At 61.8% G+C, this 22,109-nt stretch carries 25 protein-coding genes; 13 read left to right on the top strand and 12 right to left on the bottom strand.

Features of this window, described 5'->3' with window-relative positions; translation table 11 throughout:
* Positions 1 to 1,324: 1,324 nt before the first annotated feature.
* Complete coding sequence (locus tag H0O21_RS02435) at positions 1,325 to 1,606, bottom strand: hypothetical protein (RefSeq protein WP_185190255.1); 282 nt, start codon at positions 1,604 to 1,606, stop codon at positions 1,325 to 1,327.
* Positions 1,607 to 1,744: 138 nt separating this feature from the next.
* On the opposite strand from H0O21_RS02435, the gene H0O21_RS02430 reads away from it, so the two are divergent.
* Positions 1,745 to 2,425 carry a hypothetical protein gene (locus tag H0O21_RS02430; protein WP_185190254.1) on the top strand — a complete coding sequence of 227 codons (681 nt, stop codon included), beginning with the start codon at positions 1,745 to 1,747 and terminating at the stop codon, positions 2,423 to 2,425.
* A gap of 143 nt (positions 2,426 to 2,568) precedes the next feature.
* Here the strand turns inward: H0O21_RS02430 and H0O21_RS02425 are convergent, their stop codons facing one another.
* Together H0O21_RS02425 and H0O21_RS02420 are read right to left on the bottom strand one after the other, a co-directional pair.
* A complete protein-coding gene (locus tag H0O21_RS02425; RefSeq protein ID WP_185190253.1) occupies positions 2,569 to 2,982 on the bottom strand; it encodes a DUF2752 domain-containing protein in 414 nt (137 codons plus the stop codon).
* A 36-nt stretch (positions 2,983 to 3,018) separates the two neighbouring features.
* Positions 3,019 to 4,203 (bottom strand): NAD(P)H-quinone oxidoreductase subunit H, encoded by a 1,185-nt coding sequence (locus H0O21_RS02420; protein WP_131454934.1) that lies wholly within the window; start codon positions 4,201 to 4,203, stop codon positions 3,019 to 3,021.
* A 43-nt stretch (positions 4,204 to 4,246) separates the two neighbouring features.
* Between H0O21_RS02420 and rsmH the strand changes: the two genes are divergently transcribed.
* Positions 4,247 to 5,173 (top strand): 16S rRNA (cytosine(1402)-N(4))-methyltransferase RsmH, encoded by a 927-nt coding sequence (rsmH, locus tag H0O21_RS02415; protein ID WP_131454933.1) that lies wholly within the window; start codon positions 4,247 to 4,249, stop codon positions 5,171 to 5,173.
* Positions 5,173 to 5,721, top strand: coding sequence for a DUF456 domain-containing protein (locus tag H0O21_RS02410; RefSeq protein WP_185190252.1), 549 nt, complete (start codon positions 5,173 to 5,175; stop codon positions 5,719 to 5,721). Before rsmH ends, H0O21_RS02410 begins: the two co-directional genes overlap by 1 nt.
* Here H0O21_RS02410 and H0O21_RS13310 read toward each other — a convergent pair.
* From H0O21_RS13310 to H0O21_RS02400, 3 genes are all read right to left on the bottom strand, one after another.
* Positions 5,708 to 6,115, bottom strand: coding sequence for a hypothetical protein (locus H0O21_RS13310; protein ID WP_255441096.1), 408 nt, complete (start codon positions 6,113 to 6,115; stop codon positions 5,708 to 5,710). The genes H0O21_RS02410 and H0O21_RS13310 overlap by 14 nt on opposite strands.
* A 75-nt stretch (positions 6,116 to 6,190) precedes the next feature.
* Positions 6,191 to 6,463, bottom strand: a complete 273-nt coding sequence (locus H0O21_RS13305; RefSeq protein WP_255441095.1) for a hypothetical protein — start codon at positions 6,461 to 6,463, stop codon at positions 6,191 to 6,193.
* Positions 6,464 to 6,514: 51 nt separating this feature from the next.
* A complete protein-coding gene (locus tag H0O21_RS02400; protein ID WP_185190251.1) occupies positions 6,515 to 7,699 on the bottom strand; it encodes a cysteine desulfurase family protein in 1,185 nt (394 codons plus the stop codon).
* Between the two features lie 58 nt (positions 7,700 to 7,757).
* Between H0O21_RS02400 and H0O21_RS02395 the strand changes: the two genes are divergently transcribed.
* From H0O21_RS02395 to H0O21_RS02385, 3 genes are read left to right on the top strand one after another with little or no spacing between them, the layout of a single operon-like run.
* Positions 7,758 to 8,246 (top strand): hypothetical protein, encoded by a 489-nt coding sequence (locus H0O21_RS02395; RefSeq protein WP_370523073.1) that lies wholly within the window; start codon positions 7,758 to 7,760, stop codon positions 8,244 to 8,246.
* A gap of 34 nt (positions 8,247 to 8,280) precedes the next feature.
* Positions 8,281 to 9,033 (top strand): response regulator transcription factor, encoded by a 753-nt coding sequence (locus tag H0O21_RS02390; RefSeq protein ID WP_255441094.1) that lies wholly within the window; start codon positions 8,281 to 8,283, stop codon positions 9,031 to 9,033.
* Positions 9,030 to 9,986 (top strand): RNA pseudouridine synthase, encoded by a 957-nt coding sequence (locus tag H0O21_RS02385; protein WP_255441093.1) that lies wholly within the window; start codon positions 9,030 to 9,032, stop codon positions 9,984 to 9,986. The genes H0O21_RS02390 and H0O21_RS02385 overlap by 4 nt, the downstream gene beginning before the upstream one ends.
* Before the next feature lie 2 nt (positions 9,987 to 9,988).
* Here the strand turns inward: H0O21_RS02385 and bchM are convergent, their stop codons facing one another.
* Together bchM and H0O21_RS02375 are read right to left on the bottom strand one after the other, a co-directional pair.
* A complete protein-coding gene (gene bchM, locus H0O21_RS02380) occupies positions 9,989 to 10,702 on the bottom strand; it encodes a magnesium protoporphyrin IX methyltransferase (RefSeq protein WP_131592070.1) in 714 nt (237 codons plus the stop codon).
* Positions 10,703 to 10,730: 28 nt separating this feature from the next.
* Complete coding sequence (locus H0O21_RS02375) at positions 10,731 to 11,885, bottom strand: N-acetylglucosamine-6-phosphate deacetylase (RefSeq protein WP_185190249.1); 1,155 nt, start codon at positions 11,883 to 11,885, stop codon at positions 10,731 to 10,733.
* A 62-nt stretch (positions 11,886 to 11,947) separates the two neighbouring features.
* On the opposite strand from H0O21_RS02375, the gene purE reads away from it, so the two are divergent.
* Both purE and H0O21_RS02365 read left to right on the top strand, forming a co-directional pair.
* Positions 11,948 to 12,481 (top strand): 5-(carboxyamino)imidazole ribonucleotide mutase, encoded by a 534-nt coding sequence (purE, locus tag H0O21_RS02370; protein ID WP_255441092.1) that lies wholly within the window; start codon positions 11,948 to 11,950, stop codon positions 12,479 to 12,481.
* Positions 12,482 to 12,537: 56 nt separating this feature from the next.
* Entirely contained in the window at positions 12,538 to 13,599 is a 1,062-nt protein-coding gene (locus tag H0O21_RS02365; RefSeq protein ID WP_185190248.1) for an AI-2E family transporter, read from the top strand.
* Here the strand turns inward: H0O21_RS02365 and cysC are convergent.
* Together cysC and H0O21_RS02355 are read right to left on the bottom strand one after the other, a co-directional pair.
* Entirely contained in the window at positions 13,568 to 14,215 is a 648-nt protein-coding gene (cysC, locus tag H0O21_RS02360; protein WP_185190247.1) for an adenylyl-sulfate kinase, read from the bottom strand. The genes H0O21_RS02365 and cysC overlap by 32 nt on opposite strands.
* Before the next feature lie 65 nt (positions 14,216 to 14,280).
* On the bottom strand, positions 14,281 to 14,607 hold the full coding sequence (locus H0O21_RS02355; protein WP_185190246.1) for a translation initiation factor: 327 nt from the start codon (positions 14,605 to 14,607) through the stop codon (positions 14,281 to 14,283).
* Positions 14,608 to 14,756: 149 nt separating this feature from the next.
* On the opposite strand from H0O21_RS02355, the gene trpB reads away from it, so the two are divergent.
* On the top strand, positions 14,757 to 16,013 hold the full coding sequence (gene trpB / locus H0O21_RS02350) for a tryptophan synthase subunit beta (protein ID WP_185190245.1): 1,257 nt from the start codon (positions 14,757 to 14,759) through the stop codon (positions 16,011 to 16,013).
* Positions 16,014 to 16,022: 9 nt separating this feature from the next.
* On the opposite strand, the gene H0O21_RS02345 is transcribed toward trpB, so the two are convergent.
* Both H0O21_RS02345 and H0O21_RS02340 read right to left on the bottom strand, forming a co-directional pair.
* Positions 16,023 to 17,021, bottom strand: coding sequence for a heat-inducible transcriptional repressor HrcA (locus H0O21_RS02345; protein ID WP_185190244.1), 999 nt, complete (start codon positions 17,019 to 17,021; stop codon positions 16,023 to 16,025).
* A gap of 95 nt (positions 17,022 to 17,116) precedes the next feature.
* Positions 17,117 to 17,479, bottom strand: coding sequence for a rhodanese-like domain-containing protein (locus H0O21_RS02340; protein WP_185190243.1), 363 nt, complete (start codon positions 17,477 to 17,479; stop codon positions 17,117 to 17,119).
* Positions 17,480 to 17,553: 74 nt separating this feature from the next.
* On the opposite strand from H0O21_RS02340, the gene H0O21_RS02335 reads away from it, so the two are divergent.
* From H0O21_RS02335 to nuoH, 4 genes are read left to right on the top strand one after another with little or no spacing between them, the layout of a single operon-like run.
* On the top strand, positions 17,554 to 19,209 hold the full coding sequence (locus H0O21_RS02335; protein WP_185190242.1) for a DUF3352 domain-containing protein: 1,656 nt from the start codon (positions 17,554 to 17,556) through the stop codon (positions 19,207 to 19,209).
* Positions 19,187 to 19,687 (top strand): histidine phosphatase family protein, encoded by a 501-nt coding sequence (locus H0O21_RS02330; RefSeq protein ID WP_185190241.1) that lies wholly within the window; start codon positions 19,187 to 19,189, stop codon positions 19,685 to 19,687. Before H0O21_RS02335 ends, H0O21_RS02330 begins: the two co-directional genes overlap by 23 nt.
* Before the next feature lie 24 nt (positions 19,688 to 19,711).
* Positions 19,712 to 20,902 carry a citrate synthase gene (locus H0O21_RS02325; protein ID WP_131592052.1) on the top strand — a complete coding sequence of 397 codons (1,191 nt, stop codon included), beginning with the start codon at positions 19,712 to 19,714 and terminating at the stop codon, positions 20,900 to 20,902.
* A 60-nt stretch (positions 20,903 to 20,962) separates the two neighbouring features.
* A complete protein-coding gene (gene nuoH / locus H0O21_RS02320) occupies positions 20,963 to 22,081 on the top strand; it encodes an NADH-quinone oxidoreductase subunit NuoH (protein WP_185190823.1) in 1,119 nt (372 codons plus the stop codon).
* Positions 22,082 to 22,109: the final 28 nt, after the last annotated feature.

Raw genomic sequence — 22,109 nt, 5'->3', positions numbered from 1 at the left:
TTGAGAATCCTGCCGTGCGGGGGTCGCGGAAAGGGAGCATGGGGAAGAAGGGAAGGGAAACAAAAGGTCTGTGTTTAGAAGCGAACTTGACTGCGATGAATGAAGCCTTGGGATCCACACGCGGAAGTGGGGTACCACTCACCTTGAGCCTGACCGACGGGAATCGTCCGCTGATTGTTCACTGTGCAGAGGAAGGCTCCGCCTGGGCTTGTGCGCACATTGCTCGGTGGGTCGAACACAACCGCTACCCCTGGATATAACGCGTCCGGATTTGGGGTGGGGGCCGTTGCTGTTTGGTTCACCTGAGGCGCATTCCTACAGACCAGGCTGAGCATGCGCTCCGTTGCCGGTGACTGGGGCCGATTCACCTGGCGCTCGGGATAGCTGGTCCAACTTTGGTTACTGCAGTTGGCCATCGCCTGCACTGTGCTGGTACCAAGTTGATATTGAAACTCCGTGAACTGTTGGTCGCGCGATTGAATGCTTCCCATCAGCAAACGGATTGGAGCGCCACTCACGGAGGGTCCGAGCTCGACTGTACCGCTCATTGATGGCTGGGCTCTTTCACGTGTCGAGCCTTTTGTTTGTGTTGGATTCGTAGTGCTGGCCTCGCCCGTTGGCCCCGGTCTGGACGCGATTGCTGGCTTGGGTTCTTCTGCTTTCGTCACTGGAGTTTGGCCGTGTTTCTTTGCCACGAGGAGGACGACTCCTAGGGCTATTACTCCCAGGGGAAAGATTGCCAAGAGGATGATTAGAGCCTGTTGAGTGCTGAAACCGGCTGTACGATTATTGAACTCACCGCGATCTAGGAGTTTGAGATGCATCGTAATGAGTGTGGAGATCTATATATCTGATTAAAATAATACACTGGGTCATTGTTCTGAGCTTTTGCGTGGTCTCGATTCTGGTGCCGTCAAATGGCAATCATTATTGGTGGGAAAAGGCTTGATCGCTTGATGACAGCCTGAGTCTTGGCTTCACGTTGCTGATCTGGTGGAAGGTGCGGCCCTTTGCAGGGGGCCTGGGTCTTGTAGTTCCAGCTCTAGGAGATATGCGCTATGTCTGGGCTGCGGAGGTCGCCTCGCAGAACATTCCTTGACGGCAGCGTTGGCGTTAGGGGGAGTGGTTGCTGTGTTGGCCGTTTTGCTTGAAGCGCAGCGTATGTTTCGATTGCGAAGTGGCAAGGCTTTCTTGTTAACCCTCAATGCTCGAGCGTAGGGGCTGATGGAGGGTTGTAATGGCGTAGGCATTGGTGTCACCGAACTCCACCTGCCGTTAACGCCCTTGTTGTTGTACCTGGAGCCTGGTCGATGGTTTTTGTGGCTTAGGGGAGAAACCAGCTTGCTGTCCAGGTAGCGAACACAGCACTGGATAGTGCGCACAGCAGCGTCACCATGAAGCCCAGTGCCAGCGATGAAAATTTCTTTGTGGCGAGAAGAACTGCGGAGATCAGCGTGGCGAGCAGGCTCAACGCTGTTCCGAGAATGTTCGTCCATTGGCCTAGTTCCGGCAGGATCTCAAAATTCGACAACACGCCCACCAGTGCATTCACGAGATCGAGAAGAAACACAGCGGCGAGTAGAGCAATCGGAATGATTTGCAGCATGACATTGAGTTTGGTTGGTTGGGATTTTCAAGAGTTTACTTGCCAATCCTGCCTCTCGTTATCGAATTAGGGGTGACTCGTCAACCTGGTTGCCATTGAAGTGATTTGTTGTATACTGCCTAAAAATTTTTCTTTTTTATGACAACGTTTAGTGCGGGCGCCACCCTCCGTGAGGCCTGGAATGACACCATTGCCCATGTGCCCACATTGCTGCTCACCTGGCTTGCTTCTGTCGCTGTGGCTGTGGCTGGCCTCATCGTGTACTGGGTGATTTTCCTGTTGTTCTCGGCGTTAGATGATGGCTCCGGGGTGGGCGCAGGTATGGGTGCCATTTTTGGTCAGCTCAGCAGCATCCCTTTCTCGCTTCTACAGAGTTTAATCAGCGTGTTGTTCACCGCAATACCGGCGATCTACTATCAGCGCGGTGAAGGCGTGGTCAGTTTTGCTGATGTCTATTCGCTGTTGATGTCTCGGTTGGGTCGTTACTTTTTGGCCGGTGTGCTGTTTACAGTTGCCTCCACTGTTGGCATTTTTCTGTGTTTTTTGCCAGGCATCATTGTGCTGGCTTCGGCACCAATTTACGTCAATAAGGTGTTCACTACAGATCTTAGTGTTTGGGATTGTTTCACGTCCTCCTTTGCTTCTGTCTATGGCAGTGAGAAGGGTTGGGCGCTCGTGGGCCTGCAGCTACTTGCCTTTTTGCTTGCGTTTGTCACCTGCGGTTTCTTCATTATTGGATTGATCATCTATGTTCCGTTAGTCACGTTTTTCCTGCAGTTGTATGTATCGCGTTGCGGCCTGGTGCGCGCTGCTGCTTGATCATCGCTTAAACGACCGACTCTGGTCGGAGGAATTTGCTAAAAAGCCCCCCCCTGATGCCTCTGTTGCATCAGGGATTTTGGGTTTGGTGAGTGCTTTCTCGCTAAGGCTTTGTAAAGCTGATGTCATAAGACACCTGGCGTTTAAAAGCCAGCTGGGAAGCGCCACAGGCCTTCGCTGGGGAAGCCATAGGTAAATACCACTCGGAGTAGCCAATAGATGAAGAGCGCCGAAGTGCCGATCGGGATCCAGGCCAAGGTGATGTTCTTGGGGAACAAGCGTTTCGTTCGCAACGACTGAATGCTCCATGTCACCACCAACGCTGCGGTGAGAGGACCGAAAGCATGCAGTTCAATCGACCCGCTCCAGTTGCCAGCGAGGGCTGCCGCTGTAGCGCGGGTGAGAAAGCAGCCTGGACACGGCACACCGGTGAGGGCTCGGAAGGGACAGGAAAGGCCTGGAATTCCAGGGTGTAATCCCTTAACCAACAGATAGCTTGTGGCAGCAGTCGGCAACAGATAACCAGAGTGTTGGAGTCGTCTGAGCCAGGTGTTCATGCCTAGGGAGTTAGCTCTAGTGCAGCAGCGGGGCGATCAGCGATCAACGGATCCCATGATCACGTCGATGGAGCCGAGAATCGCCATGATGTCTGCCACCTTGTGCCCCTTCAGGATGTGAGGAAGGATCTGCAGGTTGTTGCTGTCGGCGGCGCGGATCTTGAAGCGCCAGGGGGTCACGTCGTTGTTGCCCTGGATGAACACACCAATCTCTCCTTTGCCTGATTCCAGTCGGGTGTAGAGCTCCCCTTCCGGGATCTTGAAGGTGGGCGCCACCTTCTTGGCCACGTACTGATAGTCAAAGCCTGCGAAGTCGCTGCCCTTGCCCTCGGCCATCCGCTTGGCTTCCAGGTTTTCGGTCGGCCCACCGGGGATCATGTCGCAGGCCTGACGGAGGATCTTCAGCGACTGGCGCATCTCCTCGACGCGCACGCGGTAGCGCGCGAAGCAGTCACCCTCCTTCTCCCAAGCCACATCCCAATCGAAATCGTCGTAGCACTCGTAGTGATCCACCTTGCGCAGGTCCCAGGGCACGCCTGAGGCGCGCAGCATCGGCCCTGACAGAGACCAGTTGATGGCCTCTTCCTTGCCAATGGTTCCCAGGCCCTCAATCCGGCGGCGGAAAATCGGGTTGTTGGTGATCAACTTCTCGTATTCGTCGATCTTCGGGCCGAACCAGTCGCAGAAATCGCGGCACTTCTCCAACCATCCCCAGGGCAGGTCTGCTGCCACACCGCCGATGCGGAAATAGTTGTTGTTGATCAGGCGCTGGCCGGTGGCTGCCTCCCAGAGGTCGTAGATCATCTCCCGTTCACGGAAGATGTAGAAAAACGGGGTCTGGGCACCCACGTCAGCAAGAAAGGGGCCAAGCCAGAGCAGGTGGTTGGCGATCCGGTTCAGTTCCAGCATCAGAACACGGATGTAGCTAGCGCGCTTCGGAACCGGGATGTTGGCAAGCCGTTCCGGGGCGTTGACCACGATTGCCTCATAGAACATGCCTGCCGCGTAGTCCATGCGGCTCACGTAGGGCACGAACATCACGTTCGTGCGGTTCTCGGCGATTTTCTCCATGCCGCGATGGAGGTAGCCGATGACCGGCTCGCAATCCACCACGTCTTCACCGTCCAGGGTCACCACTAGCCGCAACACCCCGTGCATCGAGGGGTGATGGGGGCCGAAGTTGACCACCATCGGCTCCGTGCGCGTTTCCAGCTGCGTCATGGGCCGTGGCAAAACGATCGTGACGGGATCTTAGGAAGGACCCATGCCCGATCAGTCCCCCGGCTCCACTCAGGTGTTCATGCACGTCCCTGTGCTGGCTGACCCGCTCTTGCAGGCGCTGGTCGAGGAGCCTGGCGGCCTGGGCCTCCAGGGCGTTCTTCTCGATTGCACCTTGGGGGGAGGAGGCCACAGTGCGCTCCTCTTGGAGCGTTACCCCGGCCTGCGATTGATCGGTCTGGACCAAGACCCCACCGCCAGGGCCGCCGCTGCCCAGCGGTTGGCACCGATGTCTGATCGGGTCACCATCGTGGCGACCAACTTCGCTGATTACGAGCCAACGGAGCCGGTCTCGCTGGTGCTGGCCGATCTGGGCGTGAGCAGCCCACAGCTTGATGTGGCGGAGCGGGGCTTCAGCTTTCGCCTCGATGGTCCCCTCGATATGCGGATGAATCCGGAGGGCGGTGGGGAAACGGCAGCTGAGCTGATCGAACGCCTGCCGGAAGCCGAATTGGCCGATCTCATCTACGCCTACGGCGAGGAGCGTCTCTCCCGCAGGATCGCGAGACGGATCAAGGCGGATCTGGTCTCCCAGGGTCCTTATGACGGCACGGCCTCTCTGGCCTATGCCGTTGCTGGTTGTTACCCCCCGAAGGCCCGCAAAGGACGCATTCACCCAGCCACGCGCACGTTTCAGGCGCTGAGGATTGCGGTCAACGATGAATTGGGGGTGCTGGATCGCTTGTTGGCGCAGGCTCCTGACTGGCTTGAGCCCGGAGGGCTCCTGGCGATCATCAGCTTCCATTCGCTTGAAGATCGGCGCGTGAAAACGGCGTTTCTTCAGGATGAGCGCTTGCAACGCATCACCCGTCGCCCCCTGGTTGCCTCAGAAGAGGAGCAGGAGCAGAACCCCCGCAGTCGCAGCGCCAAACTGCGAATCGCCAGGCGCCGGGATGCCGCGCTCGTGCCTTGATGGACGCTGCGCCAGGGGGTGATGGTCTCTGGTGGCTGGCCCTGATGGTTCAGTTGCTGTCGATCCCTGGAACCTTGCTCCCTCTCTTGCCAGGGCTGATCTGGTTGCCGCTTGGGGCAGGCATCTGGTGGCTTGCGGTGGGTTGGGATCTGGCCTGGCCTTCTGTGGTTTTTGCTCTTGCCGTGTTCGGCCTCGGACTTTGTGCCGATGTGCTGGCACTGGGTCTGGCTTCGGACCGACTTCAAGCCAGTCGCTGGGCAGTCCTCGGAGCGGGGGCAGGTCTGCTGTTCGGTTTCTTCGGACTACTTCCGGCTTTGCCCGTGGGTGGACCGCTCTTGGGCGTGCTGTTCGGCCCCTGGTTGGGGGCCGCAATGGTGGAAACCCTGGCGACAAAAAAGCCACCCCGGATGCTGGGGTGGCTTGAGGCCCTGCGGAGAGGGGCGGTTGTGGGTCTTGCGGTTGTCGCCGGACTCCTGGTGAGCCGAGTGGCGCAGGTGGTGCTGGCCTTTCTTGGTGTTGTTGGCTTTCTTTTGCTCAGTTCCCGTTGAGCAGGCCGGTCTGGTCTTCGATGCCGAACAGTTGGCGGTAGGCCGCAGTGGTAATGCAGGCCACCACCGGAGCGGCCACGAGCAGGCCCACGCCACACAGCAGAGCGCCAATGGTGATGATGACGGCATCCACAATCAGCAGAAGAACCACCCACCACCAGGAGGGATCGACCACATCACGACCGCGCTGAACGGTGTCAAACGGGCCGCGTTGCTCGAGCAGGGCGACGTAGGGCAGGAATTTCTGATTAACGCTCAGATAGATGAACAGGATCAGAGCCACGACGGCTGGAATCCAGATCAGGACCTGATTGAGCTGAGCCAGGCCAAAGCCCACCAGGCCGCAGATGATGGCGATCACCAGGAACACAATGGTCAGGGCGATCCAGCGCACGAACAGTCGGGAGGCTGCGGCGCCATCCCAACGGGTGAACTCTGCGAAGGCGGGTTTGCGTCCATCCAGGGCGATCTAGGAGCCGCGCACCATGCCGGTGACACCCCAGAGGCTCACGATCCAGGAGCCCACCACTGCAACGATCGTGAGGATCACGCCACCGATGCCGAGAGTTGTGTTGCTGCCGCCGCCGGTGGCTGCATTGCCGATCGCTTGAAAGATCAGCGAGAGCACACCCACCAGCAGGGTGTAGAGAATGAAAGGCCAGGGTGCCTTGGTGAAGGCATTCCAGCCGTCTTCAACGGCTTTCAGGACATGCAGCCTGCTGCTGCTGGGCGTGTCGGTCATGACCTGGATGGGGCGGTTCTGGCCGGAAGGTAGCCGCTTTGACCGATTTTTTCAGGGGTTTCTGATACCCGAGCTTGAGCGCAATGTCTGGGTGACTGTGCTGATGGCGGCGATCGCTCGATCGATGTCTTCGCTGCTGGTCTGGCGTCCGAGGCTGAGGCGCAGGGAGGCCTCCGCCTCCTTGCGGCTGCGTCCCAAGGCCAGCAGGACGTGGGATGGGGTGCCCCGGCTGCAGGCCGAGCCGCTGCTGCAGGTGACCAGGCGATGCAGTTCCTGATGGAGGCGGCTCCCGCTCACGCCAGGGATCGTGATGTTCAGGTTGTGATCCAGCCGGTGCTCCATCGAGCCATTGCAGAGCAGGTCAGGCACCGCTGCTTGCAGACCTCTCCAAAGCCGATCGCGAAGAAGCCGGAGCCGCTGTCTACGTTCCGATCGATCGCTGATCGCTAGTTCCGCCGCCCTTGCGAAGCCCACGATGAGTGGCACCGGAAGGGTGCCAGGGCGTAGCCCCTGTTCTTGGCCACCGCCAAACATCAGGGGTTGGATCGCTAGCTCAGGCCGCAGCACCAGGGCCCCAATCCCTTTGGGGCCATAGATCTTGTGGGCGCTCAGGCTGGCCAGGTCGACGCCGAGCGCATCCGGTTCGAAGGGCAGGTTTCCGAAAGCCTGGGCTGCATCGCTGTGCAGGGTGATGCCGTGCTCCCGACACAGGCGTGACAGGGCAGCGAGAGGTTGGAGCACGCCGATCTCGTTGTTGGCCGCCATCACGCTCACCAGCAGGGTGTCATCGCGAATTGCCGCTTTCAGCTCTTCCAGAGACACCAACCCATCAGGATCTGGCTGGAGCAGGGTGAGCCGGAAGCCCTCCTCTGTGAGCTGTTGCAAGGGATCCAGCACCGCATGGTGCTCTGTGCACACGCTGATCAAATGCCCCGGGCCGCCCCGTTGGCGGGCCCTGCCCCGGGCATGACCCAGGAGAGCGAGGTTGTTGGCTTCCGTGGCACCACTGGTGAAAATCACCCGCTCGCTCTCTACGGCGAGTATTCGAGCGAGTCGATCGCGGGCTTCTGCCACAGCCGCAGAGGCTGTGAGGCCGAGCCGGTGCTGCCGACTCGAGGGATTGCCCCATTGTTCTGTCCACCACGGAGCCATCGCTTCCACCACCTCCGATGCGCAGGGTGTGGTGGCCTGGTGGTCGAGACAAATCGGCTGGCTTCTCGTTGGGCTTGGCAGCATGGTGAGACGTTTGCTCCTGCTTTGAATGCGTGCCTTCCTCAGCGTCCTCAGTCTGGGCTTGACCGCATCACTTGCGGCGATCACCACCCTGCCAGCACGCGCGATCGAGCGGGAGGAGCTGTTGGAGCAGATGAAGCGCATGCGGCCATCCGACATGACCGTCCTCGAAACCAAATCGATAGGTGGTGGCACCTACACCCTGGCGATCTACGCCATCAAGGGCGATGCCAGTGATCCGGATCTGCGTCGCTACAAGCTCTGGAAGGAATATCCCGACAATCTCGTGGTTCCTACCGAATCGGTGAACTGCGGCAGGACATCCCCGTTGAGGGTGACCCGTGACAACGACGCGATCTACATCCGCAGGCTCAATCCCGGCGGCCCGATCACAGCCGCGAATCGGGAGAACCATTTGGTGTGGTGGGCGGCCTGTGTGCCTTCCCAGGCGGGTCAGGACCCTGCCACGTTGTCGACCAAGGCTCGGGAGCTTGGCTATAGCGGCCTCCTGGTCGAGACGATCGAGACCCTGCGTGTCCCATCGCCCTGACGCTTCTAGATTTCCGCCAGATCGATCCCGGGCCATGACGACTTCCCGTCCAGCCGATCAGGACCCAGCACCGGCGGCTGATGTCGACCAGCCGGTCCCACGTCTGCTGTTGGTGGACGATGAGCCGGGTTTGCGCACTGCTGTGCAGGCCTACCTGGAGGACGAGGGGTTCGACGTGACCACGGCAGTGGATGGTGAGGAGGGCTTCAGCAAGGCCCAGCAGCTGCTCCCCGATCTCGTGATCAGCGACGTGATGATGCCCCGCTGTGATGGCTACGGCCTGCTGCGTCGCATGCGGGAGGACGAACGCCTGGGGGGCACACCCGTGATTTTCCTCACCGCCAAGGGCATGACGGCGGACCGGACCCAGGGATACTTGGCCGGCGTTGACGACTACATTCCCAAGCCCTTCGACCCCGATGAGCTCGTTGCGCGGGTTCGCAATGTGGTGCGCCGTCAGGATCGCCTGCTGACTGAAGCGGCGCGGTTCGCCGATGCGGATGTGGGCCAGATGGCCCGTCAGATCAACGAGATCCGCTCGATGCTCACAGGCTCTGCTGCCGATGCCGCTGCGGCGGCTGAAGCGCCGCAGCTGAGCTTCACCCCGCGGGAGGCCAGCGTGCTGCAGCTCGTGGCCGAAGGGCTGATGAACAAGGAGATTGCCCGTCAGCTGGAAACCTCGATCCGCAACGTCGAGAAATACGTCAGCCGGCTGTTTATCAAAACCGGCACTTCCAGTCGCACGGAGCTGGTCCGCTTCGCTTTGCAGCATCGCCTGGTCGATTGATCAGACCCGCGCCGGTCGGCTGGCGGGAGGCGGCCCTGAATCAAGGCTGGATCTATCGCGACCGGGTTGGTGTTGATCAGTCCGGGCAGCTTCTCAGCGCCGTGCTCTCGGCTCGGTATCGCCATTCGCCTGTTTCGCTTTGGCTGGAGCGCCTCCAGCTTGGGGAGCTCAGCCTCAATGGCCAGGTGCTTTGGGCTGATGCAGTGGTCGCCAACGGAGACCGGATTGAGTGGCGGCGGCCGCCTTGGCGCGAGCCCGCTGTCCCCGAACAGTGGAACACCATCCATGACAACGGTGATCTGCTGGTGATCAATAAACCCTCGGGGCTTCCGGTGATGCCGGGTGGAGGCTTCCTGCTCCACACCCTCAGCCATCAGCTGGTGCAACGCAGCCGGGAACGGGGAGAGGCCCTGGTGCCCAAGCCAGTGCACCGACTGGGGCGATTCACCTCGGGCTTGCAGGTCTGTGCCCGTGAATCCGCCACACGGGCAGCGCTCTCCAGGCAATTCAGGCCCGAAGGCAGCTGCCGCAAGACTTACCAGGCTTGGGCCCGACGGGTGGAAGGTCTTGAGTTTGGCCAGACCCTGGAGGTTGATACCGACGTTGTGGAACGTGAGCATCCGCTCTTGGGCTGGATTTGGGGGCCGCTCCCTTGGGTGGATGAGCCGGTCCGCAAGCGGCTCTCGGCCCACTCCCAGCTGCGCTTGCTCGATCGCCAGGCCAAAGGAGATCTGCTCGAGGTCACGATCAGCACGGGGCGACCCCATCAGATCCGCATCCATCTGGCTCAGATCGGGAGTCCGCTGCTGGGAGATCCGCTCTATCGCCTGGAACGGCGGATCTCCGCTGATGCCACACCTGGTGATGGCGGTTACTGCTTGCACGCCTGGAAGCTTGAGTTGGCGAGCGCTTTGGGCATGCTGGCCTTTGAAGCGCCGACCGCCTGGGTGTGAGCTCAGGCTCTGCGGAACTCGATCAGCCTTGAGAAATAGAACGGTGCTTTGTTGAGACTCCGGCGCATGGGTTGGAAGCCGCAGGCCGCAGCTGCGCGCACGATGCCGTCCTCTTTGAGGGTGTACGCGCGGGTGGTTTTGCTGGGGCCTGGAAACAGTTGGCCAATCCCCTTGAGTAGCGCCAGCAGGGGCGTGTAGGGCGCAAAGCTCACGATTAATCGCTGCTCGGCGAGGCCGCAGAGGTGTTTCACCATCTCTTCTGCAGCAGGCTGCGGGTAATGGATGAAGACATCCAGGCAGCAGACGGTGTGAAAGGAGCCGCTGATGCTTTCTAGATCACTTGCACTGAACTGAAGCCTTCCCATGTCGAGCCCGGCTTCGCGAGCGCGGCGTTCTGCTTCCTTGGCCATCGCCTCGGAGATGTCACTAGCGCTGATCGAGCCCGCCCCCAGTGCTGCCAGAGGCAAGCTGAGGCTGCCCACCCCACAGCCGGCATCGCAGAAGCTCACGTCCTGCAGGTCTCCGCTCTCTTGGATCCAGCTGAGCACCTCGTCGACGGTTTTCTGGTGACCGATGCGGATGTTGCGCTGCACCTTGTTCACATCGTCCGATTCGCTGTAGATGCGGTTCCAGCGATCAAAGCCTGTGGTCTCGAAGTAGCCCTTCACCTCCTGCTTCTCGGCCTGGGTGTCATTCAGGCGTTGCACGGGAGCCATGGGGAGGAGTGGATGGGTCGGCGGGATCCTAAGCAGCGTGTTGCCAGTGCAGGTCCCCATCCCCCTTCAGGCTCCAGCGCAGACAAGCCTGGAGGGGGTGATGAAGCAGAAGCGTGTCCCACGCTTCCGGTGCTTCCAGGACCTCGCGGGGAGCACGGGTTGCGGCCCAGATCGCCCCATCGGGATCTCCGCTCCAGCGGGCGAGTCTGCGGGCCCCTTCCAGCAGGGGGAGGGTGACGCCAGCCAGGGTGCCGTCTTCGAGCCGGCAGGTGCCGTTCTCCACCAGCAGCACCCGTTCATCCCATCGATGCTGGCCATCGGCGAGGCCATAGGGCGCCAGGGCATCGCTCACCAGCACCAGCTGATCTCCGGCAAGCCGTTGCAGAAGCACGGCCATCGTCGGGTCCACATGCACCCCGTCGGCGATCAGCCCCAGAGCAATGCCGCCCTGACGACAGGCCGCACCCAGGGGGCCCGGCGCTCGGTGATGCAGTCCTGGCATGGCATTGAAACTGTGGGTCAGCATCCCGACCCCAAGCGCATAGGCCGCCGTCGCCTCCTTGGCGTTGGCGGCGCTATGCCCCAGCGCCACGGTGATGCCAAGGGAGCGGAGCCGCTCGATGACCGGCTCCGCTCCCTTGAGCTCCGGGGCCAGGGTGACCAAGGCGATCTCATGCTCGAAGCCTTTGATCCTGCGTTCAAGGGCCTCCAGGCTGGGCTTGCAGAGATGCTCAAGGGGATGGGCGCCTCGGCGCGCCTCGGCCAGGAAGGGGCCTTCGAGATGGGCTCCCAGAAGCCTGCAGCGGTTGGGGTGTTCCTCGTTCCTCGCCGTCCGAAGCACCGATAGGGCCTCGCGTAGCGGTTCAATGCCACAGGTCACCAGGGTCGGAGCAATCGCTTCCACCCCGTCCAACCAGAGCTGATCCAGTAATTGGAGCAGTCTGGGAAGGTCTTTCTCGGTGAGTTCGGGGAATGCCAGGCCAAGTCCGCCGTTGATCTGAAGGTCGATCCCCATCGGACTCAGCCAGTCGCCTCGCCAGTTCTGGCCCTCCATGGCGCCTCGTTCCGGCATTCGGCCAAGGTCGAGGATGAGCCTGTCGTCATCTAACTCAAGCCACCACAGGTCAGGCCGGTCATCACGGCCCGGTCGCTGGGGCAAACGCACGTTGGTGATCCGATCCATGCCAGGTGACTGCCAGCGGTTCGTGCGGGACGATGACAGTCTCGCTTTCTTGCGCCAGCACCATGCCTTCAGTCGCACCCCAGGTGGCGGTGATCATGGGTAGTGATTCCGATCTGCCCACCCTGCAGCCAGCCGTTGAGGCGTTGGAGCAGTTGGGAGTGGCGGTTGAGGTGCGTGTGCTCTCCGCCCATCGCACACCTTTGGAGATGGTGATGTTCGCGCAGCAGGCTCGAGACCAGGGCCTCAAGGTGATCGTGGCCGGTGCTGGTGGTGCTGCCCATCTGCCCGGGATGGTCGCCGCGCTCACAACCCTCCCTGTGATCGGCGTGCCGGTGCAGAGCCGGGCGCTCTCTGGGGTGGATTCCCTGCATTCGATCGTGCAGATGCCAGGAGGGATTCCGGTGGCCACGGTGGCGATCGGAGGGGGGCTCAACGCCGGCTTGTTAGCGGCTCAAATTCTTGCCACCGCCGACGAAGCCCTGGCGGAGCGGCTGGCCACCTATCGCCAGGAACTGCACGACATGGTCACCGGCAAGGATGCCCGGCTTCAGGCGATCGGATCGAGCCGCTACCTGGAAGGGATGGCGGGCCGCTGACTCAAGCAGTCAGCGCTTGGCCGATCCCCACACAATGGCCGCAGGTGCGTTCTCTCATGGCTTGGCCGAGCTGGTTGCGATGGGGGCTTGCTCTGCCGCTGCTGACCCTCAATCTCTACGTTCTGAGGCAGTTACTGCTGCCTCTGGCGCCATTTCCGGGGCTGTTTCTTACGTCGGCTCTGATTGCCTTTCTGCTGGATATTCCCTGTCGCTGGCTCAGTCGCCGCGGTCTGCCCCGATGGTTGGCGATCCTGCTGGTCACCCTGGTCACCGTCGGAGCCCTTGGTCTCGCTGGGGTCACCCTGGTTCCCAGGTTGATTGATCAGCTGGCGCAGCTGATCAATGCCCTGCCCAGCTGGTTGGTGCAGGCGGAAGCCTGGATCAGCGGTTTGCAGGATTGGGCCGCCTCGCGTGGGTTGCCCAGTGAGTTCGGTGATCTGAGCAGCGATCTGCTGACGCGTGTCAGTCGGGTGGCGAGTCAGTTCAGTCAGCGCTTGCTGGGAATTCTCGGGGCGACGCTCGGCACCACGATCAACACGGTGATCGTTCTGGTGCTGGCCGTGTTCTTTCTGCTTGGGGGCGATGCGATCACCGCCGGGCTCGCTCGCTGGTTGCCTGAGCAGTGGCGTGCCCTGGTGATTAGCACGATCACACGCACCTTTCGTGGTTATTTCGGCGGCCAGGTGCTGCTGGCACTCATTCTCAGTGCCGGGCAGATCCTTGTCTTCACGTTGCTGTCCATTCCCTACGGCGTGCTCTTTGCCGTTTTGATTGGCCTGACGACCCTGATTCCCTATGCCAGCGCCCTCACCATCGTTGCCGTGAGTGCACTACTGGCGGTGCAGGACCCCCGCACCGGTTTGGAGATCCTGGCCGCGGCTATCGGTGTCGGTCAGATCGTGGATCAGGTCATCCAACCCCGTCTGATGGGAAGCATCGTTGGTTTGCAGCCCGCCTGGTTGCTGATCGCCCTTCCGTTGGGTGCCAGAGCTGGCGATCTGCTGGGGCTGGGTGAATTGCTGGGGCTGCTGCTGGCCGTTCCAGTGGCCAGCTGCTTCAAGACTCTTGTTGATGCCTGGGTGGAGCTCAGGACTTCGCCGGAATCACGCCCAGGCTGATCAGATGAGTCACCACCTGCTCGACGCAGGCCTCCAGGTCGCTGCTGCCGGTGTCGACCTTCAGCTCTGGCTGTTCGGGCGCCTCATAGGGGCTGGAAATGCCGGTGAATTCCTTGATTTCTCCAGCACGGGCCTTGGCATACAACCCCTTGGTGTCCCGCTGCTCGCAGACCGTCAGATCGGCGGCGCAGAAGATTTCAATGAAGTCGCCGTCCTCCACCAGGTCGCGGGCTTTGTCGCGATCGGCCCGGAAGGGTGAAACGAAGGCGGTGAGCACCACCACACCCGCATCGAGGAACAACTTGGCCACTTCGCCAATGCGGCGGATGTTCTCCTCGCGGTCCGCATCAGAAAAGCCGAGGTCCTTGCAGAGGCCATGGCGGATGTTGTCACCATCCAGCACGTAGGTGGCCAGCCCCCGTTCGAACAGGGCCTGATTCACCGCATTGGCCAAGGTGCTCTTCCCGGCACCGCTCAGACCGGTGAACCAGAGGATTGCACTGCGATGTCCGCGCTGTTCGGCACGGGCTGCTCGATCCACGGAGGCGTGGTGCCAAGCGATGTTGGTGGATGCGCCCTGGTTGGTGAGCTGGCCGTAGGTAGGCGAGGCAGACATGGGCGGCAGGCAGATCCGGTTGGCTCGCCATTCTCCATCAGCCCGTTAGAGCTCCCTCAGCGGCGTCAGCCGCCGGCGCGTTTCGGCCGGTAACCCTCTTGGCTGAGCAGCTCGAGGACCACGTCCACCTGATCCCCCTGTAGTTCCACCACGCCATCTTTCGCTGTGCCGCCACTGCCGATCCGGCCCTTGAGTTTTTTGAGCAGAGCCTTGAAGCCGGTGGCATCCAGTTCAAGACCACGAATCACCGTGACGGTTTTGCCGCCCCGACCGCCGCGGGTGGGCTGCACCCGCACCATCTGCTGAGCCTTCGGGGTCGGTGCGGCCGTTGGGCCGGTGGGGCGCTGAAGGCTCTCGGTGCTGCTGAATTCCTGCCAGCCACCCTTCGGCATTGCGATTCCGCGATCTCATCCATCCTGCCGTTTCCGCGCCAGACAGTGAGCCGTCGAGCGAGCCGTCTTTCGGCGACTCGCGGCATCGTGTGTCCGCCTGCTTACGCTGATCCCATGCTTCAGCGGCCGCAGACGCGGTCGGTTGCTCTGTGACCAGCACTCTGCCTTCTCAGCCCACCGATGCGGATCTGGCCGTCAGCGCTAGGCCCACCGATCGCGGACGCTTCGGGCGGTATGGCGGTCAGTACGTGCCTGAAACGTTGATGCCGGCTCTGGCGGAACTGGAGGCCGCCGCTGCTGAGGCCTGGAGGGATCCGGCGTTCACTGCCGAACTAGACCGGCTGTTACGCAATTACGTGGGGCGGGCGACTCCGTTGTATGAGGCCGAACGGCTGACGGCCCATTACCGCCGCGCCGATGGTGGTCCCAGGATTTGGCTCAAGCGGGAAGACCTGAATCACACCGGTGCTCACAAGATCAACAACGCTTTGGGCCAGGCCCTGCTAGCGCTGCGTATGGGTAAAAAACGGGTGATCGCAGAGACGGGTGCCGGTCAGCACGGGGTGGCAACGGCAACGGTTTGTGCCCGTTTCGGCCTGGAATGCGTTGTCTATATGGGTGCTGAAGACATGCGACGTCAGGCGCTCAATGTGTTCCGCATGCGGCTCCTCGGCGCAACCGTGCAACCGGTGAAGGCTGGTACCGCAACGCTTAAGGACGCCACCAGCGAAGCCATTCGAGATTGGGTCACCAACGTGGAGAGCACCCATTACATCCTCGGTTCGGTGGCCGGACCCCACCCTTACCCAATGTTGGTGCGCGATTTCCACGCCGTGATTGGCGAGGAAGCGAAGCGTCAATGTCATGAGGCCTTCGGTCGCTTGCCAGATGTTCTGGTGGCTTGTGTGGGTGGCGGCTCCAATGCCATGGGGCTGTTCCACCCCTTTGTTCAGGACAAAGGCGTGCGCTTGGTTGGTGTGGAGGCTGCTGGTGATGGCGTGGCCACAGGGCGGCATGCGGCCACCATCACCGAAGGACGGGTGGGTGTGCTGCACGGGGCCATGAGCCTGCTGCTGCAGGACAGCGAGGGGCAGGTGCAGGAAGCGCACTCCATCAGCGCCGGTCTCGATTACCCCGGTGTGGGCCCCGAGCACAGCTACCTGCGCGAGATCGGGCGTGCTGAATACGGTGCTGTCACCGATGCGGAGGCCCTGACGGCGCTGCAGCTGGTCAGTCAGCTTGAGGGCATCATCCCTGCGCTGGAAACCGCCCATGCCTTCGCCTGGTTGGAACAGCTCTGCCCGACCTTGCCGGATGGAACGGAGGTGGTGCTCAACTGCAGCGGCCGCGGCGATAAGGATGTGAATACGGTGGCCGAAAAGCTGGGCAAAGCCCTGGGAGGCTGAGGCCTGCCCTCAGCTGAGCAAGCGTTCTAAGGCTCTGGCGACTGAACGGGCTGCAGCTCTGGCGGTGGCATAGGCCATACGCATCGGGCCCACCAGCGCCACCTGGCCTATCCCGTCGGCTCCAGTCCGATAGCTGGCTTGGACCACCGAGAAAGACTGGAGGGCCGCCTCCGGATGTTCGTGCCCGATCCAGACCCCCTGGGGAGCTTGATGATCCCCAGGCACGACGGCTGCCGGTCGTTGGTCGATTAATTCGAGCAGCGGACGCACCAGGCTGCTGTCGTTGAATTCCGGTTGGGCGATCAGACGAGAGACCCCATGCACAAGGGCGCCACTTTCTGCAGGGCGTCGCAGGCGTTGATGGCTGTTGATGGCGTCCTGCAGAGCTCGTCCGCAGGGTTGGAGTTGAAGCGGCAAGCTGTTCCAATCCAGGCTGCCGTCACCGTGCTGTTCCAGCTGATGGCTGGTCCAGTGCTCCATCGCCTCCAGTTGATCGGCTGCTCCATGGGGGAGACGCAGGTTGAGGTGGCTCGCTTGATTGCTGTTTTCCACCAGCATCACCAGCAACCTGTCTCCGCTGCGCACCAGTCGCACCGCCTGAAGGGTTGGCTCCGCTCGCGTCGGTCTCGTGATCAGGCTCATCAGGCCGGTGAAGTCGGTCAGCCGACGTGCCATCTGAAGAAGCAGATCATCCAGGGCTGCCCAGCGGAGGCTCAGCTGGGTGAGCTCCTGTTCGAGATGCTGCGCCGCGACACCGGGTTTCGGCAGTAAGCAGTCCACGTAATGGCGATAGCCACTGGGGCTGGGCACGCGGCCCGCCGAGGTGTGCGGCTGTGTCAGGAGCCCGCGCTGCTCCAGTGCTCCCATCGCTGAGCGAACCGTGGCTGAGCTGGCTTTGAGTCCGAAGCGCTGAACGAGCGTCCTGCTGCCGACCGGCTCGATCGTATCGACGTAGTGATGGACCGTCGCCCGGAGAACCTCCTGTTGTCGGTTGGGGAGGGTCTCCAAGGGTTCTTGCTCAACGTTGCGATCGTACGGGGGCTGAGCGGTCACCCCGCCGGTTCTGTCATGAACCCCTCAGCAGGGGGAGCAGCCAGGGGTGATCAGTATCGAGGGACCCTTGGGTCCACGGTCACACTCCAGGCATCGATCCCACCGCTCAGGTTCCAGACGGAGCGGTGGGGATCTCTGGACAGAAGCCAGCAGCCGAAGTGCCAGCTGCGGACGCCGGCATGGCAGATCACCACCAGGGCCTCCACTCCTGCGAGCTTGGTCTCGAGCTCCGCCATCCATTGCTCTGATTCGCTCAGGGGCAGATGGAGCACCGGACTTGGGAAGGGGGCGATGGCCAGTTCGCTGTGTTCCCGCACATCCACCAGTAGGGGGGGTGAGGCCTCCTGGAGCCAGTGATGGAGATCAGTGGCCGTGAGGGGCTTCGGAGCCCCGGTTTCGATGTCGTTGCTCATTGTTTGATTCTGCAAGCCCCTGGCATCGGACGCTGGATGGATAAAGATGACGGGAGGTGCCCCGTTGCCGGCCCATGAAGGCCCGCTCTTTCCTGCTCGCTGTTGTCCTTGCGGTTGTGCTCCTGTTGGGAGCCGCTGCAGCCTTGTGGTGGTCGATGGTGCAGCAGAGTCCGCTGCGCTTGGCCGAGCAGCCCCTTGAGCTGCCTCGAGCGGCGCGCTTTGTGCCCAGGCAGTCGGCCCTGAGCCTGCATTGGTTGGTGGATCCGGGGCGGCTTCCGGCCTATGCCCAAGCGGTGGCCCCTACACGCCAGCGGCGCTCCGCTCGTGAGGGGATGGAGCAGCTTCGTGATGGCGCCTTCGCCTTGGCAGGACTTGATTACACCTCTGAATTGGCGGATTGGCTCGGCCCTCAGGTGAGCCTGGCGCTGCTGGAACCGGCTGGTGCTGAAGGGGCGATGGGATGGGTGTTAGCCCTGGCCAGCCGCGATGACGATGGTGCCCGGCGCTTTCTGCAGCGCTTTTGGCAGACCCGCAGCCTGGCTGGCACGGATCTCCAGATCAGCCGTTACCGAGGTATTGGCGTGATCAGCGGTCGCGGGGCCTTGCTGGGACGCGATCCACAGCCCCTGGCCACGGCACTGATTGACGATGACCTGCTCCTTCTGGCCTCAGGTCGTGGGGTGCTGGAGCAGGCCCTTGATGGATCCCAGCTTGATGAACTCCATCAGCTCGGTGATCAGGAGCTCAGCCGACAGCTGCGGCAGCTGGGCCATGGTGTCGCCTTGTTGACGGCCAGTCCGGCGGCCATGGAAACCTGGCTTGGTTTCCCTGCGGCACTCTCCCAGCGAAAGGATCTTGAGGGCCTCGTGGCGGCCTTGGTTCCCGAGCGTGCCGATTTGCAGTTGGAGGGCCGTTTGCGTTTCCGCTCGCCAGTCATCCGGCGTTCCGGGGCAGCGGAGCTTTCGGCTCCCCTGCTGCGGGCCTCAGGGGGGCCTGCGGATGCCTTGGCGTTGCTGGAGAAACCAGCCCAGTTACTCAAAAGCGACGTCGGTGATCCTTTGGACCAATGGCTGGGCCCCATCCTCCGCAGCCGTCTGGAGCGGATCGGTTCCCCCGCACTGGAGGTGATTGCCGAACTCGATGAGGGCCCATTGCTCTGGGAGCATTTGAACGATGGCTGGCTTCTAGGCAGTCGCGATGGCCGTCCTGATGATCAGGCCGTGGATGCGCAGCTGAAACAGAAGGGACTGGTTCGTTCCAACCTGCCTGGTGAGTCCGCATCCCTGAACGTCTGGACGCAACTGCAGCGGCAGCGCAGCCATGGCAAAGAGGCACTCGAGGCCCAGCTCGCCGTCGCCCTGGAGTCGGAATCGGGAGTCGCTTGGTGGAGCAACGCTCTCGAGGCGCTGCATCAGCGGAGGGATCAGAAAGCCCTTGAACCACGCCTCGATCAGTTGGAGGCGCTTGCCGCCGACGGGGCCTCGTTGCAGCAGCTTGCCCTTGCTGAGCAGGGGGCTCGGGATCAACTGCAGCAGTGGCGCCCCTGGACGCTTCTTCAGGCCGTGGCCGGTCGCTCCCTGTTGCCGGCTGTTCATGGCATGGCGATGGCTGTTTCCGCGGGAGAGGCTGTTTCTGCAGGAGAGGCTGTTTCTGCTGACATTCCAGCGGCAACTGATCAGGCTGAAGCCAGCGACACCCTGCGCTTCCGTGCCCGGCTCAGCTTCGCTTGATCTATTCCTCCTCCGTCACGGCATTGCCGAGGAGCGCGTTGCGGGTCGGGATGATCCTGAACGGGCCCTGACCCCGCCAGGGCGTCAGCGCACCCTGGCGGTGGTGCGCAGACTGCGCAGTCTGGGTTTCAACGCCGATCGCCTGCTCAGCAGCCCTTTTCGACGGGCCCGGGAGACAGCGGAGCTGGCTCTTCAGGTTGGTCTCGCTTCAGAGCTGCAGCTGGAGTCGAGGTTGATGCCTGGAGGTGATTGCGATGCCCTGCTGCCAAGCCTGGAGGGCCGTTGCCTCCTCGTTGGTCATGAGCCTGATCTCAGTGCCTTTGCAGCAAGGCTTCTCGGTGCTCCAGACCAAAGCATTCGCTTGCGTAAGGCCGGGTTCTGCCATCTCCATATCCCGGCGGGGCCGGCTGACGCCAGGTCCGGAGCCCAGCTGGAGGCGTTACTGAGGCCACGGTTTCTTCTCCCCCGCTCGGTTTAGGTTGCCCTCAGCAGCGGAGTGGAGGTGGCACACAACCAGGCTGAGGAGATCCGTCACGACAAGACGGGCATCGTGTTCCGTCCAGGCCTGGAGGGTGTGCCTGCCACCCAGTCGGCCATCTGCGATATCGATGGTCAGCGCGGTCGCCTCTCCTACCGGGGATACGCCCTCGAGGAGTTGGCGGTGAAGAGCACGTTCTTGGAAACCACCTACCTCCTGATCTGGGGAGAGTTGCCCACCAGTCAGCAGTTGCGCGACTTCGAGGAAGAGGTGCAGATGCACCGGCGCGTCAGCTTCCGTGTGCGCGACATGATGAAGTGCTTCCCCGCCAGTGGCCACCCGATGGATGCGCTGCAGAGCAGTGCCGCCTCTCTGGGGTTGTTTTATTCACGTCGGGCCATCGATGACCCGCAATACATCTACGACGCGGTGGTGCGGCTGATCGCCAAAATTCCCACGATGGTGGCCGCCTTCCAGCTCATCCGGAAGGGCCAGGATCCGATCCAGCCCCGGGATGACCTCGCCTACTCGGCGAACTTCCTCTACATGCTCACTGAACGGGAGCCGGACCCGCTTGCAGCACGGATCTTTGACCGCTGCCTGATGCTCCACGCCGAGCACAGCCTCAACGCCAGCACCTTCAGCGCTCGGGTGACGGCCAGCACTCTCACTGACCCCTATGCCGTGGTTGCCTCGGCCGTCGGCACACTGGCCGGTCCCCTCCATGGGGGAGCGAACGAAGATGTGCTCGCCATGCTCGAGGAGATCGGAACGCCCGATCAGGCGGCGACCTATCTCGACGCGGCCATTGCCAAGAAGCGCAAGGTGATGGGATTTGGACACCGCGAATACCGGGTCAAGGATCCCCGCGCTGTGATCCTTCAAGGCCTGGCGGAGGAGATGTTTGCGCGATTCGGTCACGATGAGCTCTACAACGTGGCGCGTGCGCTGGAGGCGGCTGCAGAGAGCCGTCTCGGCCCCAAGGGGATTTATCCGAATGTCGATTTCTATTCCGGGCTCGTTTACCGCAAGCTTGGGATTCCTCGCGATCTGTTCACGCCGGTCTTTGCGATTGCCCGCGTGGCCGGTTGGCTCGCTCACTGGCGCGAGCAGCTTGGCGCCAACAGGATTTTCCGTCCCTCACAGATCTATACGGGCCAGCCGCTCCGCCAGTGGCTTCCCGCTGAAGGTCGTGTTCCGGCTGCGGGCGCCTAAGTTGCTGGCAACTCACCCATGAACATGGTGATCCCTCTCGCCACCACTGCGCCGGCCCTGGTGAGCCCGGGCCTGGATCTGGAGGTCAGCTTCAGTCAGACACTCCAGGGTCTGGGCCTGTCTCCGCAGGCCGCCCATCTGCTCTGGTTGCCGCTGCCGATGCTGCTGGTGTTGGTGGCTGCAGTGGTGGGCGTGCTGGTGACCGTGTGGCTCGAGCGCAAGATCTCCGCCGCCGTCCAGCAACGGATCGGTCCTGAGTACGCCGGAGCCCTCGGCGTGCTTCAGCCCCTTGCTGATGGCCTGAAGCTTCTCGTCAAGGAAGACATCATTCCCGCCCGAGCCGATGGGCTGCTTTTCACCCTTGGCCCTGTGCTGGTGGTGGTTCCGGTCATTCTCTCCTGGCTGATCGTGCCCTTCGGTCAGAACCTGCTGATCAGCAATGTGGGCATCGGCATCTTTCTCTGGATCTCCTTGAGCAGCGTGCAGCCGATCGGTTTGCTGATGAGCGGCTACGCGTCCAACAACAAATATTCCCTGCTTGGCGGTCTGAGGGCCGCTGCTCAGTCGATCAGCTATGAGATTCCCCTCGCCCTGGCGGTGTTGGCGGTGGTGATGATGAGCAACTCACTCAGCACCATCGACATTGTTGACCAGCAGACAGGAGCTGGTCTTCTGAGCTGGAATGTTTGGCGTCAGCCCGTTGGCTTTCTGATCTTCTGGATCTGTGCCCTGGCCGAATGCGAGCGTCTTCCCTTCGACCTTCCGGAGGCCGAAGAGGAGCTGGTGGCCGGCTACCAGACCGAATATGCGGGCATGAAATTTGCCCTCTTCTATCTGGGCAGCTACATCAATCTCGTGCTCTCGGCCCTGTTGGTTTCGGTGCTCTACCTGGGTGGTTGGGGTTTCCCGATTCCGGTCGAATGGCTGGCTGGCTGGCTCGGCCAGTCGGTTGATGCTCCTTTGGTCCAAGTGATCACCGGCACGGTGGGCATCGTCATGACCGTGCTCAAGGCCTATCTGCTTGTGTTCCTGGCCATTCTCCTGCGCTGGACCACTCCGCGGGTGCGCATTGACCAGTTGCTCGACCTGGGCTGGAAGTTCCTGCTTCCCCTTTCCCTGGTGAATCTCCTGGTCACGGCTGCTCTCAAGCTGGCGTTCCCCGTTGCTTTCGGTGGTTGAGCCGCTCCCTCATCTCAGACAACACGCC

Origin of the sequence: Synechococcus sp. HK01-R (assembly GCF_014217855.1) — a bacterium.
In the GTDB taxonomy this organism is placed as follows: domain Bacteria; phylum Cyanobacteriota; class Cyanobacteriia; order PCC-6307; family Cyanobiaceae; genus Synechococcus_C.
This window is presented reverse-complemented; position numbering and strand designations above follow the sequence as displayed.

Excerpts from the sequence above, each read along its gene's own strand:
- H0O21_RS02365 (WP_185190248.1), top strand. The coding sequence starts at position 12,538 with ATGGCTTGGCCGAGCTGGTTGCGATGGGGGCTTGCTCTGCCGCTGCTG.
- H0O21_RS02410 (WP_185190252.1), top strand. The coding sequence starts at position 5,173 with ATGGACGCTGCGCCAGGGGGTGATGGTCTCTGGTGGCTGGCCCTGATG.
- H0O21_RS02340 (WP_185190243.1), bottom strand. The coding sequence starts at position 17,479 with ATGAGCAACGACATCGAAACCGGGGCTCCGAAGCCCCTCACGGCCACT.
- H0O21_RS02375 (WP_185190249.1), bottom strand. The coding sequence starts at position 11,885 with ATGGATCGGATCACCAACGTGCGTTTGCCCCAGCGACCGGGCCGTGAT.
- cysC (WP_185190247.1), bottom strand. The coding sequence starts at position 14,215 with ATGTCTGCCTCGCCTACCTACGGCCAGCTCACCAACCAGGGCGCATCC.
- H0O21_RS02435 (WP_185190255.1), bottom strand. The coding sequence starts at position 1,606 with ATGCTGCAAATCATTCCGATTGCTCTACTCGCCGCTGTGTTTCTTCTC.
- H0O21_RS02400 (WP_185190251.1), bottom strand. The coding sequence starts at position 7,699 with ATGCTGCCAAGCCCAACGAGAAGCCAGCCGATTTGTCTCGACCACCAG.
- H0O21_RS02425 (WP_185190253.1), bottom strand. The coding sequence starts at position 2,982 with ATGAACACCTGGCTCAGACGACTCCAACACTCTGGTTATCTGTTGCCG.
- H0O21_RS02335 (WP_185190242.1), top strand. The coding sequence starts at position 17,554 with ATGAAGGCCCGCTCTTTCCTGCTCGCTGTTGTCCTTGCGGTTGTGCTC.
- rsmH (WP_131454933.1), top strand. The coding sequence starts at position 4,247 with ATGCCCGATCAGTCCCCCGGCTCCACTCAGGTGTTCATGCACGTCCCT.
- bchM (WP_131592070.1), bottom strand. The coding sequence starts at position 10,702 with ATGGCTCCCGTGCAACGCCTGAATGACACCCAGGCCGAGAAGCAGGAG.
- H0O21_RS13305 (WP_255441095.1), bottom strand. The coding sequence starts at position 6,463 with ATGACCGACACGCCCAGCAGCAGCAGGCTGCATGTCCTGAAAGCCGTT.
- H0O21_RS02430 (WP_185190254.1), top strand. The coding sequence starts at position 1,745 with ATGACAACGTTTAGTGCGGGCGCCACCCTCCGTGAGGCCTGGAATGAC.
- purE (WP_255441092.1), top strand. The coding sequence starts at position 11,948 with ATGCCTTCAGTCGCACCCCAGGTGGCGGTGATCATGGGTAGTGATTCC.
- H0O21_RS02390 (WP_255441094.1), top strand. The coding sequence starts at position 8,281 with ATGACGACTTCCCGTCCAGCCGATCAGGACCCAGCACCGGCGGCTGAT.
- H0O21_RS02420 (WP_131454934.1), bottom strand. The coding sequence starts at position 4,203 with ATGACGCAGCTGGAAACGCGCACGGAGCCGATGGTGGTCAACTTCGGC.
- H0O21_RS02355 (WP_185190246.1), bottom strand. The coding sequence starts at position 14,607 with ATGCCGAAGGGTGGCTGGCAGGAATTCAGCAGCACCGAGAGCCTTCAG.